Annotated in this window: 13 protein-coding genes; 8 read left to right on the top strand and 5 right to left on the bottom strand. The window is 72.5% G+C overall.

The genetic code is table 11. The features are described 5' to 3' along the window. Nucleotides 1-14 precede the first annotated feature (14 nt). The 4 genes from J1C73_RS16025 to J1C73_RS16010 all read left to right on the top strand — a co-directional run bounded on the left by J1C73_RS16025 (nucleotide 15) and on the right by J1C73_RS16010 (nucleotide 2,640). Nucleotides 15-452, top strand: a complete 438-nt coding sequence (locus tag J1C73_RS16025) for a roadblock/LC7 domain-containing protein (RefSeq protein ID WP_123463130.1) — start codon at nucleotides 15-17, stop codon at nucleotides 450-452. After that, on the top strand, nucleotides 449-856 hold the full coding sequence (locus tag J1C73_RS16020) for a DUF742 domain-containing protein (protein WP_372446693.1): 408 nt from the start codon (nucleotides 449-451) through the stop codon (nucleotides 854-856). The genes J1C73_RS16025 and J1C73_RS16020 overlap by 4 nt, the downstream gene beginning before the upstream one ends. 6 nt (nucleotides 857-862) lie before the next feature. Continuing rightward, entirely contained in the window at nucleotides 863-1,432 is a 570-nt protein-coding gene (locus J1C73_RS16015; protein WP_123463126.1) for a GTP-binding protein, read from the top strand. Nucleotides 1,433-1,506: 74 nt separating this feature from the next. Then, complete coding sequence (locus J1C73_RS16010) at nucleotides 1,507-2,640, top strand: FAD-dependent monooxygenase (RefSeq protein ID WP_207316974.1); 1,134 nt, start codon at nucleotides 1,507-1,509, stop codon at nucleotides 2,638-2,640. Between the two features lie 72 nt (nucleotides 2,641-2,712). Here J1C73_RS16010 and J1C73_RS16005 read toward each other — a convergent pair whose 3' ends face one another. Further along, entirely contained in the window at nucleotides 2,713-3,114 is a 402-nt protein-coding gene (locus tag J1C73_RS16005; RefSeq protein WP_207316973.1) for a RidA family protein, read from the bottom strand. Beyond that, nucleotides 3,111-4,238, bottom strand: a complete 1,128-nt coding sequence (locus J1C73_RS16000) for an acyl-CoA dehydrogenase family protein (RefSeq protein ID WP_207316972.1) — start codon at nucleotides 4,236-4,238, stop codon at nucleotides 3,111-3,113. Before J1C73_RS16000 ends, J1C73_RS16005 begins: the two co-directional genes overlap by 4 nt. A gap of 171 nt (nucleotides 4,239-4,409) precedes the next feature. Here J1C73_RS16000 and J1C73_RS15995 point away from each other — a divergent pair, with 171 nt between their 5' ends. Genes J1C73_RS15995 through J1C73_RS15985 form a run of 3 tightly spaced genes read left to right on the top strand, consistent with a single transcriptional unit; the run spans nucleotide 4,410 to nucleotide 7,738 of the window. Further along, nucleotides 4,410-6,047, top strand: coding sequence for an AMP-binding protein (locus J1C73_RS15995; protein WP_207316971.1), 1,638 nt, complete (start codon nucleotides 4,410-4,412; stop codon nucleotides 6,045-6,047). Nucleotides 6,048-6,051: 4 nt separating this feature from the next. Further along, nucleotides 6,052-6,867, top strand: a complete 816-nt coding sequence (locus J1C73_RS15990; RefSeq protein ID WP_207316970.1) for a PaaX family transcriptional regulator — start codon at nucleotides 6,052-6,054, stop codon at nucleotides 6,865-6,867. 43 nt (nucleotides 6,868-6,910) lie between these two features. Continuing rightward, nucleotides 6,911-7,738, top strand: coding sequence for a GNAT family N-acetyltransferase (locus J1C73_RS15985; RefSeq protein ID WP_207316969.1), 828 nt, complete (start codon nucleotides 6,911-6,913; stop codon nucleotides 7,736-7,738). 74 nt (nucleotides 7,739-7,812) lie between these two features. Here J1C73_RS15985 and J1C73_RS15980 read toward each other — a convergent pair whose 3' ends face one another. After that, the gene (locus tag J1C73_RS15980) at nucleotides 7,813-10,182 is read right to left on the bottom strand and encodes a bifunctional salicylyl-CoA 5-hydroxylase/oxidoreductase (protein WP_207316968.1); all 2,370 of its coding nucleotides are present in this window, start codon (nucleotides 10,180-10,182) and stop codon (nucleotides 7,813-7,815) included. 4 nt (nucleotides 10,183-10,186) lie between these two features. Further along, nucleotides 10,187-11,014 (bottom strand): enoyl-CoA hydratase family protein, encoded by an 828-nt coding sequence (locus J1C73_RS15975; RefSeq protein ID WP_207316967.1) that lies wholly within the window; start codon nucleotides 11,012-11,014, stop codon nucleotides 10,187-10,189. Between the two features lie 224 nt (nucleotides 11,015-11,238). Between J1C73_RS15975 and J1C73_RS15970 the strand changes: the two genes are divergently transcribed. Next, nucleotides 11,239-11,703, top strand: a complete 465-nt coding sequence (locus J1C73_RS15970; RefSeq protein WP_123466173.1) for an ATP-binding protein — start codon at nucleotides 11,239-11,241, stop codon at nucleotides 11,701-11,703. Between the two features lie 34 nt (nucleotides 11,704-11,737). Here J1C73_RS15970 and J1C73_RS15965 read toward each other — a convergent pair whose 3' ends face one another. Beyond that, nucleotides 11,738-13,165: an amino acid permease gene (locus tag J1C73_RS15965; protein ID WP_123463110.1), complete on the bottom strand. Its 1,428-nt coding sequence runs from the start codon at nucleotides 13,163-13,165 to the stop codon at nucleotides 11,738-11,740. Between the last annotated feature and the right edge of the window lie 55 nt (nucleotides 13,166-13,220).

The raw sequence follows: 13,220 nt of genomic DNA, 5'->3' as shown, positions 1-13,220 counted from the left end.
AGAGAAGAACGGTCATGACACGCACAACCGCCACTCACCAGGACCTCGACTGGCTGCTCGACGGTCTCGTGGACTCGGTGGCCGAGACCCTGAACGCCGTACTGCTCTCCGACGACGGCCTGGTGGTGAGCCATTCGCGCACCGTCGAGCGCGCCGACGCGGAGCGGCTGGCCGCCATCTGCACCGGGCAGCAGAGCCTGGCCCGCGGTGTCGGGCAGCTCTTCAACGGCGGCGGCGTGCACCAGGTGATCGTCGAGCTGTCGGACCTGTGGCTCTTCATCATCTCGGCGGCCCAGGGAACGCATCTGGCCGTCGTCGCCTCCCAGGAGGTGGATGCCGAGATCATGTCGCTGGCCATGCACAACCTCGTCCAGCAGGTCGGCCAGAAGCTCAGCACCCCGGTGCGCGGTGACTTCGACGCCTTCGGCGGCGGGGACGGGCCGCACGCGTGACCCCGCACTGGGAGGACGAGGAGCCGGAGGAGGACGGCGCGGGCACCATGGTGCGCCCCTACACCATCACCCGTGGCCGGACCGCCCCCGAGCGGGACGACTTCACCCTCATCACCGTGCTGACGACCGCACACGACCCGCGGGACGAACACGGCTCAGCGGCCCGGCCCGGCCGGCTCCAGCCGGAGCACCGGATGATCCTGGAGCGCTGTCTGCGTCCCGCGGCGGTCGCCGAGGTCTCCGCGGACCTCAACCTCCCGGTCTCGGTGACCAAGATCCTGCTGGCGGACCTGGTGTCCCACGGCCTGCTGCTCGCCCGCGCCCCGCTCTCGGTGGCACGGGCGGCCGGCGGTGCGGACATGGGCGTGCTGGCCGCTGTTCGCGACGGACTCCGGAGACTCTGAGTAAAGATGACAAGCAGTCAGGCGGCCCCCGCCGCCGTCAAGATCCTTATCGCCGGTGGCTTCGGCGTCGGCAAGACCACCCTGGTGGGCGCCGTCAGCGAGGTCGCGCCCCTGCGTACCGAGGAGTTCCTGACCAAGGCCAGCATCGGCGTCGACGACCTGGCCGGTGTCGGCCAGAAGGACACGACCACCGTGGCGCTGGACTTCGGCCGGATCACGGTCAGTCCCGAACTGGTCGTCTACCTCTTCGGCACCCCGGGCCAGGAGCGTTTCTGGTTCATGTGGAACGACCTGGTCAACGGCGCACTCGGTGGCGTCGTGATCGCCGACACCCGCCGGCTGGAGACCAGTTTCGCCTCGATCGACTTCTTCGAGAGCCGCGACATCCCGTTCGTGGTGGCGATCAACTGCTTCCACGGCCACAACACCCGCACGTCGGACGAGGTCCGGGCGGCGCTCGACCTCGACCCCCATGTCCCCCTGCTGGTCGGTGACGTACGCGACCGGCCGTTCGGCCGGGACGTGCTGCTGGCCCTGGTGGACCACCTGATGAGCCTGCCCGTCGCGGCCGGCTGAGGGTTCCCGCCCCCACGTCCTCGCGCTGATCCCCGCAAGTCTTCCCACTGTTTCCGGCTCTGGAGAGATCCGATATGGCAACACCCCTGCGCGTCCTGATTCACGGCGGCGGCATCGGCGGGCTGACGCTCGCCACCGCCCTGGCCCGGCGCGGCCACACCGTCGAGGTGGCCGAGCTCCGTGACGAGCTCGACGCCCTCGGCGTCGGCATCATCCAGCCGTCCAACGCCCTCCACGTCATGCGGGAGATCGGGGTGCTCGACGACTGTCTCAAGGCGGGCTTCGAGTGGGAGCTGCTGACCATCGCGGACCCGGCCGGGAACACCCTGGCCGAGATTCCGCAGCCCCGGATGGGCGACGCGCCCTCCAACAACGGCATCCCCCGCCCCGCACTGGCCCAGGTGCTCGGCGCCGCCGCCACGGCGGCCGGGGCCACGATCCGCTTCGGCACCACCGTCGCCGAGCTCGCGGACGACGGCGAGGGCGTGGACGTCACCCTGTCCGACGGCTCGGCCGGCCGCTGGGACCTGGTCGTCGGCTTCGACGGCATCGGCTCGCCGCTGCGCACCCGGCTGTACGGCGAGCGTTACGCCCCCCAGTACACGGGCTTCGCCAACTGGCGTGTCACCGTGCCCCGCCAGGACCGGGTGCGGGGTGTCGTGATGAGCACCGCGGGCCAGGCCGCCAAGGCGCTGCTCACCCCGATCACGGACGAGCTGATGTACCTGGGCGCGGTGTTCGCCGAGTCCGAGGACTTCCGGCCCGACCCGGAGAGGGCCCACGAGCAGCTCAAGGAGCGGCTGCCGATGTTCTCCGGCCCGGTCGCCGAGGCGCTCGCCGCGGTCACCGGACCCGAGAACGTGGTGTACTCGCGGATCTCCCAGGTGACCGTCGAGGAGCCGTGGCACATGGGCCGGGTGGTCCTGGCCGGTGACGCCGCGCACGCGAGCACCCCGCACATCGCGCAGGGTGCGGCGATGGCCGTGGAGGACGCGCTGGTGCTCGCCGAGTCGCTGGACGCCGAGCCGGACGTCGCGGCCGCGCTCGACATCTGGGAGGGGCGCCGCCGTCCCCGCGCCATGTGGGTGCAGGCCATGTCGCGTGCCGTGCTCAAGCAGGAGACGGGCGGCGAGACGACGCCCGAGGAGGACGAGCTGCTGAAGGTCGGCATTCCGGGTGCGGCGCACGTGCTGGTGAAGCCGTACTGATCATGCGGTGAACGCCCCGTGCGGGCCCCGGACTCCCGGGCCCGCACGGGGCGTTCACCGTGTCCGGCCCGCTCAGGGCAGCACCGCCACCCCGTCGATCTCGACGAGCGCCTGCTCGTCCCAGAGGCGCGCCGCCCCGATCACGGCCATCGCGGGGTAGTCGCGGCCCGCCAGCCGCCGCCAGACGCGCCCCAGTTCGGCGGCGTTCGCCCGGTAGTCGGCGACATCGGTGGCGTACACCGTGACCCGGGCCAGGTCCGCCGGTGCACCGCCCGCCGCACGCAGGGCGGCGAGCAGATTGGTGAGGGCGGCGGCGAACTGCTCGGGCAGGGTGCTCCCGACGATGTCGCCCCGCTGGTCGAGGGCGGTCTGCCCGGCCAGGAACACCAGTTGGCTCCCGGTGGCGGTGACCGCGTGCGAGAAACCCGCGGGCGGGGAGAGCTCGGCGGGGTTGATGCGGTGGATCGGACTCATGCGGACGGCTCCCGGTTCGCGTACAGCTCCTTGGCGATGATCGTGCGCTGCACCTCGCTGGCGCCCTCGTAGATCCGCGGGGCGCGGACCTCCCGGTAGAGGTGTTCGAGCAGATGGCCGCGGCGCAGGGCGCGGGCGCCGTGCAGTTGGACGGCCGTGTCCACGACGTACTGCGCGGTCTCGGTCGCGAACAGCTTCGCCATGGCGGCACGGCGCGGTACGCCCGGCTCCCCCGCGTCGTACGCGGCGGCGGCCGCGTACACCAGCAGCCGGGCGGCCTCGGTGCGGGTGGCCATCTCGGCGACCTGGTGGGCGACGGCCTGCAGTTCCCTGAGCGGGCCGCCGAACGCGGTGCGCTCCTCGGTGTGTGCCAGGGTCGCGTCGAGGGCGGCGCGGGCCATGCCGACGGCGAAGGCGCCGACACTCGGCCGGAACAGGTTGAGGGTGTTCATGGCGACCCGGAAGCCCCGGTCCGGTTCGCCGAGCACGTCGTCGGGGGTCACCGGTACGCCGTCGAAGGCGAGGGCGCCGATGGGGTGCGGCGAGAGCATGTCGAGGGAGCTTCCGGTCAGTCCGGGGCGGTCGGCGGGGACCAGGAACGCGGTGACGCCGCGGGCTCCGGCGCCGCGCGTCGTGCGGGCGAAGACGGTGTAGAAGTCGGCCTCGGGGGCGTTCGAGATCCAGCACTTCTCGCCGGTCAGCCGCCAGCCGTCCGGCGCGGGCGCGGCATCGAGTGCGAGGGCCGCCGCGTCCGACCCCGCCCCGGGCTCGCTGAGCGCGAAGGCGGCGACGGCGCGGCCCGCCCGGACCTCGGGAAGCCAGCGCTCCCGGTGGGCGGCGGTACCCGCCTGCAGCACGGGGTACGTACCGAGCCCCTGGAGCGCCAGGGCGGTCTCGGCCTCCGTACAGCCCCGGGCGAGGGATTCGCGCAGCAGGCAGAGGTCGAGGGCGCCGGAGCCCAGCAGCCGGTCCAGCAGGCCGAGCTCGCCGAGGGCGGCGAGGAGCGGACGGTTGACGTGACCGGGCTCGCCCTTCTCAGCCGGCGGGCGCAGCCGCTGCTCGGCAAGGGTGCGCAGCTCCTCGCACCAGGCGGTCTGGGCCGGATCGAGTGAGAATGCCGTCATACCGGCGCCTCTCTTGTCGGAGTCCCGTCGGAAGCATTGCGCATGCCGTTCTGTCGCGCGCTCTGCACATGCCGTCTGTCGCGCCTTGCCTCGGCATCCGGTTTTATCGCGGACCGTTGACTACCGTCACTCAAACGATACGCTCCAGAGGCGACAAGGGGGCGATCCGTCATGGACCCGAAGACCTCAGCGCACATCGACAGCTTTGCCAGAGAACATCTGCCACCCGCCGACCAGTGGCCGGAACTGGTCTTCGACCTGCCCGAGCTGCACTATCCGGACCGGCTGAACTGCGCCGTCGAACTCCTGGACCGCACGGCGGACCGCTTCGGACCCGACCGCCCCGCCTTCCGTACGCCGGACGGCGCGGTGCTGAGCTACGGGGAGCTGCGGGACCGGGCCGACCGGATCGCCCATGTCCTCACCTCGGACCTGGGGGTCGTCCCCGGCAACCGCGTACTGCTGCGGGGCCCCACCACGCCCCAACTCGCCGCCTGCTGGCTGGCGGTGCTGAAGGCCGGCGGGATCGCCGTGACCGTACTGGCCCAGCAGCGGGCCGCCGAACTCGCCACGATCTGCTCGATCGCCCGGATCAGCCACGCGCTGTGCGACGTCCGCTCGCTCGACGACCTGGCGAAGGCGCGGGTGCCGGGGCTGCGGATCACCGCGTACGGCGGCGACGCCCCGGACGACCTGCTGCGGCTGGCCGCCGCCAGACCGGGCCCCTACGAAGCCGTGGACACCGCGTCGGACGATGTCGCGCTGATCGCCTTCACCTCGGGGACCACCGGGCGCCCCAAGGGCTGCGTGCACCTGCACCGCGATGTGCTCGCCGTCGCCGACACCTTCTCCCGGCACGTCCTGCGACCGGTGCCCGAGGACGTGTTCGCCGGCAGCCCGCCGCTCGGTTTCACCTTCGGGCTCGGCGGACTGGTCGTCTTCCCGCTGCGGGCCGGCGCGTCGGCGCTGCTGCTGGAACAGGCGGGTCCCAAGCAGCTGCTGCCCGCCCTGGCCGCGCACCGGGTCTCGGTGCTGTTCACCGCCCCGACCGCCTACCGGGTGATGCTCGACCAGCTCGACGGGCACGACCTCTCCGCGCTGCGCCGCTGTGTGTCGGCGGGTGAGAACCTGCCCGTCGCGACCTGGCGGTCCTGGTACGAGCGGACCGGACTGCGCATCATCAACGGCATCGGCGCCACCGAACTGCTGCACATCTTCGTCTCCGCGGCCGACGACGCGATCCGCCCCGGCACCACCGGCGTCCCGGTGCCCGGCTGGCAGGCCCGGGTGGTGGACCGGGACGGCGCGACGGTACCGGACGGCGAACCGGGACTGCTGGCCGTACGCGGACCGGTCGGCTGCCGCTATCTCACCGACGAACGGCAGCGGGAGTACGTACGGCACGGCTGGAACCTGACCGGCGACACCTACGTGCGCGACGCGGACGGCTACTTCCGCTACGTGGCCCGCGCCGACGACATGATCATCTCCTCCGGCTACAACATCGCGGGCCCCGAGGTCGAGGACGCGCTGCTGCGCCACCCGGAGGTGGCGGAGGCCGCGGTGGTGGGCCGCGAGGACGAACTGCGCGGCCGGATCGTGGCGGCGTACGTGGTGCTGCGGGAGGGCTCCACGCTCTCGGCCGACGCGCTGCGCGCCTTCATGAAGACGGAGCTGGCCCCGCACAAGTGCCCGCGCCTCATCACGTTCCGGCCCGCGCTCCCCCGTACCGCGACGGGCAAATTACAACGGTTCCGGCTGCGTGAGGACGAACAGGGTGCCGGCCCCGCCGCTCCGGGCCGAGAATGATCACATGGCCGAACCGCACGCACCCCGCTCGCTGATCGTCACCCTCTACGGTGCCTACGGCCGGACCTCCGGCGACGCCCCGCTGCCGGTCGCCGAACTCATCCGGCTGCTGAGTGCCGTCGGCGTGGACGCCCCCGCCGTGCGGTCCTCCGTCTCCCGGCTGAAGCGGCGCGGGCTGCTCGTCGCGGCCCGGACGGCGGACGGGGCCGCCGGGTACGCGCTCTCGGCCGACGCCCGCCAGCTGCTCGACGACGGCGACCGGCGGATCTACCGGCATCCCGCCCCCCGGCTCGGCGACGGCTGGGTGCTTGCGGTGTTCTCCGTGCCGGAGGCCGAGCGCCACAAGCGGCACCTGCTGCGCTCGCGGCTGGCCCGGCTGGGCTTCGGCACGGCGGCCCCCGGCGTCTGGATCGCCCCGGCGGGGCTGTACGACGAGACCCGGCACACCCTGGAGCGCCTCGGACTCGCCCCGTACGTCGACCTGTTCCGCGGCGACCATCTGGGCTTCGCCGCCACCGAGGAATCCGTGGCGCGCTGGTGGGACCTGGAGGCCGTCGCCCGGCTCCACCTCGGATTCCTGGAGCGCCACGAACCCGTGCTGCGGGCCTGGGAGGCGCGGGGGGACGCGGCAGCCGATCCCGAGCTCGCCTACCGCGACTACCTGACCGCGCTGGACTCCTGGCGCCAGGTGCCGTACGCGGACCCGGGGCTGCCGCGCGAACTGCTGCCCGAGGAGTGGCCCGGCGGCCGGTCGGCGAAGGTGTTCGGGCTGCTGCACGAGCGGCTGCGGGACGCGGGGGCGGAGTTCGTGCGCGCGTAATACGGGTGCTGCCCGGGTGACCTGCCCGGCAGAATGCCGGTGCATGACCTGGACCTTCACTGACGATGTCGACGTCTTCCTCGACGCGGCCGGCGGCTCGCTGGCCGCCCGGCCGACCGAGAACACCCTCGCGCTGACCGTCACCGCGAGCCTGCGCCGCCACGGCCCGCACGCCTTCACCGAGCACCCCCCGGTGCTGGGCTGGTGGCGCGGGGCCGACGGTGCGGTGACGGGGACCCTGGTGCAGACACCGCCCCGGCCCGCGGTGCTGAACGGGCTCGTCCCGGAATCGGTCGGTCCGCTGCTGGCCGCCCTCCCGCTCACCGGCGTCAACGCGGAGCGGGCCACGGCCAATGCGGTGGCGGCCCACTGGCCGGGGCACCGCGTCGACGAGGAGCAGCGGCTCTACCGGCTGGGCGAGCCGGCACCGCCGTCGCCCGCTCCCGGCGGCCGGGCGAGGGCCTCGAATCCCGCGGACCGGGAGCTGCTGCTGCGCTGGTATCGCGCGTTCGCGGCCGACATCGGCGAGTCGGCCGGGCACCCCGAACGGGCGGTGGACGAGCGGACGGCCGAAGGCCGGCTGACGCTCTGGGAGGACGGCGGCGTCCCCGTGTCGATGGCGGGCGTCTCGCCGAGGATCGCGGGCACGGTCCGGGTCGCACCGGTCTACACACCGCCGGAGCACCGCGGCCGGGGGTACGCGGCGGCGGTGACCGCGGAGGTCGGCCGCGCGGCCCGGGAGGCGGGCGCGGACGAGGTGCTGCTCTTCGCCGACCTGGCGAACCCGACGAGCAACGGCGTGTACGTGCGCATCGGCTACCGGACGGTCTGCGACCGCTTGCTGATCAGCGCTCAGGGCAGCGGTGGATGAGACCCCCGAGCCGGTCCGGGGGGTCACGGCGAGCCTGGTGCGGTGGCGGCGGCAGCGAGATCCGGGGCAGCCGCTCAGCCCAGGGTGAGCCGCGGTTTCGGCGCGTCGGTGCGGCCGGTCGGCGGGGTGCGGCTGCCCGCGCGGTACGGGAGCGGCCAGGGCGCGCCCGGACCCGCGTGACCCTGCTCGGCGGCCGCGTGCAGCGTCCAGTGCGGGTCGTACAGGTGCGGGCGGGCCAGTGCGCAGAGGTCGGCGCGGCCCGCCAGCAGCAGGGAGTTGACGTCGTCCCAGGAGGAGATGGCGCCCACCGCGATGACGGGCACGCACAGGGTGTTGCGGATCCGGTCGGCGTACGGGGTCTGGTAGGAGCGCCCGTACTCGGGCTGTTCGCCGGGGACGACCTGCCCGGTGGAGACGTCGATGGCGTCGGCGCCGTGCGCCACGAACGCGCGGGCGATCTCGACGGCGTCCTCGGCCGTCGTGCCGCCCCGCGCCCAGTCCGTGGCGGAGATCCGGACGGTCATCGGCCGGTCGTCGGGCCACCGTTCGCGGACCGCGTCGAAGACCTCCAGCGGATAGCGGAGCCGGTTCTCCAGTGATCCGCCGTACCGGTCGGTGCGGTGGTTGGTGAGCGGCGAGAGGAAGCCGGAGAGCAGATAGCCGTGGGCGCAGTGGAGTTCGAGGAGGTCGAATCCGCAGGCGTCGGCGCGGTGGGCGGCGTCCGCGAACTGTGCGCGCACCGCGTCGAGACCGGCCCGGTCCAGGGCGTGCGGGACCTGGTTGACCCCGTGCGCGTACGGGATCGGGGAGGCCGCCACGAGTGGCCAGTCGCCTTCGTCGAGCGGCTGGTCGATGCCGTCCCACATGAGCATGGTGGCGCCCTTGCGGCCGGAGTGGCCGAGTTGGACGCCGATGGCGGTGCCGGGCGATCCGGTGTGCACGAAGTCGGTGATCCGGGTCCAGGCGGTGGCCTGTGCCGAGGTGTAGAGGCCGGCGCAGCCGGGGGTGATGCGCCCCTCGGGGCTCACGCAGACCATTTCCGTCATGACGAGCCCGGCGCCGCCGAGCGCTCTGGCCCCCAGGTGGACGAGGTGGAAGTCGCCGGGGACGCCGTCGGTGGCCGAGTACATGTCCATGGGGGACACGACGACGCGGTTGCGCAGTTCCAGCCCGCGCAGCCGCAGCGGGGTGAACATCGGCGGGGTGCCGGGCGGGCAGCCGAACTCCTCCTCGACAGCGGCGGTGAAGGAGGCGTCGCGCAGCCGGAGATTGTCGTGGGTGACGCGGCGGCTGCGGGTGAGGAGGTTGAACGCGAACTGGCGGGGCGGCTGGTCGACGTAACGGCCCAGTTCCTCGAACCAGCGCAGGCTGGCCGCCGCGGCGCGCTGGGTCGATTCGACGACGGGGCGGCGCTCGCTCTCGTACGCGGCGAGGGCCGCGGGCAGGCCGGGCTGCTCCTCGATGCAGGCGGCGAGCGCGAGGGCGTCCTCGACGGCGAGTTTGGTGCCGGAGCCGATGGAGAAGTGCGCGGTGTGGGCGGCGTCGCCGATGAGGACCGTGTTGCCGTGCGACCAGTGGGCGTTGACGACGGTGCTGAAGGTGAGCCAGGAGGAGTTGTTGGAGCGCAGCGGCCGGCCGCCGAGCGCGTCGGCGAAGATCGCGGCGCAGTGCCGGGTCGACTCGGCCGGGTCGCAGGTGTCGAATCCGGCGGCCCGCCAGACCTCTTCGCGCATCTCCACGATGACGGTCGAGGCGCCGGAGTCATCCGGCGGCCCGAAGCGCCTCGTTGAGGGGTGGCGGTCGGACGCCGGGCGGGAGAACGGATAGCCGTGCAGCTGCATCACGCCGTACGCGGTCTCGGCGGTCTCGAAGCGGAAGGCGTCCAGGGCGAAGTCGGCGGCGAGCCAGATGTAGCGGCAGCGGTGGTTGGTGAGGCGGGGGCCGAAGCTGTCGGCGTGCGCGGTGCGGGTGGGGCTGTGCACCCCGTCGGCGGCGATCACCAGGTCGTACGAGGCGGCGAGTTCGGCGGCGGGCGGGGCCTGGGTGCGGAAGCGGAGCCGCACCCCGAGGGAGGCGCAGCGCTCGTGCAGGATCTCCAGGAGGCGGCGGCGGCCGAGCGCGGCGAAGCCGTGACCGCCGGAGGTCTGGGTGTGGCCGCGGTGGACGATGTCTATGTCGTCCCACCGGACGAACTCCTTCTGGAGTGCGCGGTGGACAGTGGGGTCGGCGTGCTCGATGCCGCCGAGCGTCTCGTCGGAGAGGACGACGCCGAAGCCGAAGGTGTCGTCGGGGGCGTTGCGCTCCCAGAGGGTGATCTCGCGCTCCGGGTCCAGCCTCTTGAGCAGCGCCGCGGCGTAGAGCCCGCCGGGGCCGCCGCCGATGACGGCGATGCGGTGCGGGCCGGCGGACGGGTTGCCGGGGCGCGGGCCCGCGGGGGACGTCATCGCGCTACCGGCCTTGCCACTTCGGCGGCCGCTTCTCGGTGAAGGCCGCGTGGAACTCGGCGTAGTCCTCACCGTGCATCAGCAGGGCCTGGGTGGCGGCGTCCATCTCGACGGCGGCGGCCATCGGCATGTCGAGTTCGGCGGTGAGCAGTGCCTTCGTCTGGGCGAGGGCGAGCGCGGGGCCGTCCGCGAGCCGGCGGGCGAGCTCCGCGGCCCGCTCGTCGGCTCGGCCCTCCTCGACCAGGTCGCTGATCAGCCCGATGCGTGTCGCCTCGGGCGCGCGGACGGGTTCGCCGAGCATCAGCAGCCTGGTGGCATGGCCGAGACCCACCACCCGGGGCAGCAGATAGGCGGCGCCCATGTCGCCGCCGGAGAGTCCGACCCGGGTGAAGAGGAAGGCGAACCGGGCCGACGGGTCGGCGACCCGGAAGTCGGCGGCCAGCGCGAGGACGGCGCCCGCTCCCGCGGCGACCCCGTGCACGGCCGCGACGACGGGGAACGGGCATTCGCGCAGGGCCCGTACGACCTGACCGGTCATCCGGTTGAAGTCCAGCAGCTGAGCGGTGTCCATCGCGAGGGTGGCGCCGATGATCTCGTCCACATCGCCGCCGGAGCAGAAGCCGCGCCCCTCACCGGCCAGCACCAGGGCCCGCACGGAGCGCTCCCTGGACAGCTCGGCCAGCAGATCGCGCAGATCGGCATAGGCGCCGAAGGTCAGCGCATTGAGTTTCTCGGGGCGGGCGAGGGTGACGGTGGCGACACCGTCGCGCGTCGTGACCCGGAGATGGCGCCAGTTCTCCGTACGTGGCGCGGAACTGGGAAACGGGCTCATGGAGGGTGATCCCCTTCAGCCGTCGGGCTGCTGCTTGCCTCGAATTTATCACTCGTACGTGACTCCCGTCACGAGTACGCGATATGCGGAGCGTGAGACCGGAGTGACGAAAGTCCCCTTCGTACCGGTCGACAGTCCCTTGTCCGGGCCGTGACGCTTCGTATGGTTGAGACCAAGAAGCAATGTGTTCCGTGAACGTCTCGACCTCCGAACGGAATCCCGCCGTGCCACCCGATGTCCCCGCTCCCGCCTCCTGGCGGATCGCACTGCCGCACTCGGCCGCGGCGGTGCCGATCGCCCGCGCCCTGATCCGTACGGCGCTGGCGGACATCGAGGCCCCGGCGGACAGCGACACCGCCGAACTGCTCACCTCCGAACTGGTCGCCAACGCGGTGGAGCACACCCTCGGGGACGAGCCCATCCAGCTGGTGGTGGAACTGCTGCCGACCGGCTGCCAGGTGGAGGTGCACGACCACGATCCCGCCCCGCCGGGCGATCTCTCCTGCCCGGAGCCGGGCAGCGAGCCGGACCTCTGGCAGGAGCACGGCCGGGGGCTGCTGCTGATCCGCACCCTCAGCTCGTCCTGCGGTCACCGCACGACGGAACAGGGCAAGGCGGTGTGGTTCACCCTGCCCTCACTCACCCTGCCCTCACCCGCGCTGCCGTCACCAGCACCGCCGACGGACTGACCGGGCGGCGGGACGGCCTGCGCAAGGGCGGGGATCAGCCCGCTTTCCGGCCGGCCAGTCGTGACCGGCTTCGGCCGTAGCAGGCGTACAGCACCGCACCGACCGCGAGGAACACCGCGAACTGCACCCAGGTCGTCCAGCCGGTCCCGTACATGAGATAGACGCAGAAACCGACGCCGAGGACCGGGCCGACGGGGTGGAGCGGAATCCGGAAGGAGCCCCTCACCTCGGGGTTGCGGTGGCGCAGCACGATCACCGCGATGTTGACCGCGACCATGGTGGCGAGCGTCCCGATGGTCGTCAGGTTCACCACCACGTCGAGTGAGGAGAAGGCCGCCGGCACGGCGAAGACGGTGGCCACGATCCAGGTGTTGGCGACCGGCGTCGAGGTCCGCGGCGAGACCCGTTCGAAGACCCGCGGGACCAGGCCGTCACGCGACATCGACATGAGGATGCGGGTCTGCCCGTACATCACCGCGAGGACGACGGAGGCGATGGCGACGATCGCCCCGAAGGCGATGATCCCGCCGCCGACCGTCGAGTCGGTGACCTGGTTGACGATCAACGAGAGGGCGGCCGGCTTGTCCGAGACGGCATCCGGGCCGAGGGCGCCGATGGCGGCGAGGGCGACCGCGCAGTAGAGCACCGTGACCAGGCCGATGCAGATCATGATCGCCAGCGGGATGTTCCGCCGGGGGTTCTTGACCTCCTCGCCCGCGGTGGTGATGGCGTCGAACCCGATGTACGAGAAGAACGCCAGCGATGCCCCCGCGGTGATGCCGCCCGCGCCGTGGGCCGCGAACGGGGTGAGGTTGCCGTGCTCGAAGGCGGTGAAGGCGATGGCGCAGAACATGATCAGAACGGTGATCTTGAGGACCGCCATCGCGGCCGTGGCCCCCGCGCTCTCGCGGATGCCCCGCACCAGCAGGGTGGCGGCCATCATGACCACGATGACCGCGGGCAGGTTGATCACGCCGCCGTCGCCGGGTCCCGAGGAGAGCGCGGCGGGCAGCTGCCATCCGAAGAGGCTGTTGAGCAGCTCGTTCACGTACTGACTCCAGCCCACCGCCACGGCGGAGACGGATACGCCGTACTCCAGGAGCAGGCACCAGCCGACGAGGAAGGCGACGCGTTCACCGAGGGTGGCGTAGGCGAAGGAGTACGAGCTGCCGGAGACCGGGATCGCGCTGCCCAGCTCGGCGAAGGAGAACGCGGTGAAGATGCAGGTGATCGCGGCGAGCACGAAGGACAGCACGACGGCGGGGCCGGCCGCGGCGACACTGTCGGAGAGGCCGACGAAGATGCCGGTGCCGACCACTGCGCCGACTCCGAAGCACACCAGCTGGAAGAGCCCCATGGTGCGCTTGAGGCCGTGCCCCTCAAGGTCGGCCCCCGACTCGGCGATCAGCTGGTGGGGGTCCTTGACGCGGCGTGGCGGGCCGGGCAGACGCAGGGGGGTCACGAGGTTGTTCTCATCTCTGGTGTCACCTGTGGGGGGGGAGCGGTGCGTCCGGAGG

Source organism: Streptomyces laculatispora, assembly GCF_017353455.1.
In the GTDB taxonomy this organism is placed as follows: Bacteria; Actinomycetota; Actinomycetes; order Streptomycetales; family Streptomycetaceae; genus Streptomyces; species Streptomyces laculatispora.
The sequence above is the reverse complement of the archived record's forward strand: the minus strand, read 5'-3'. Positions and strand labels throughout refer to the sequence as shown.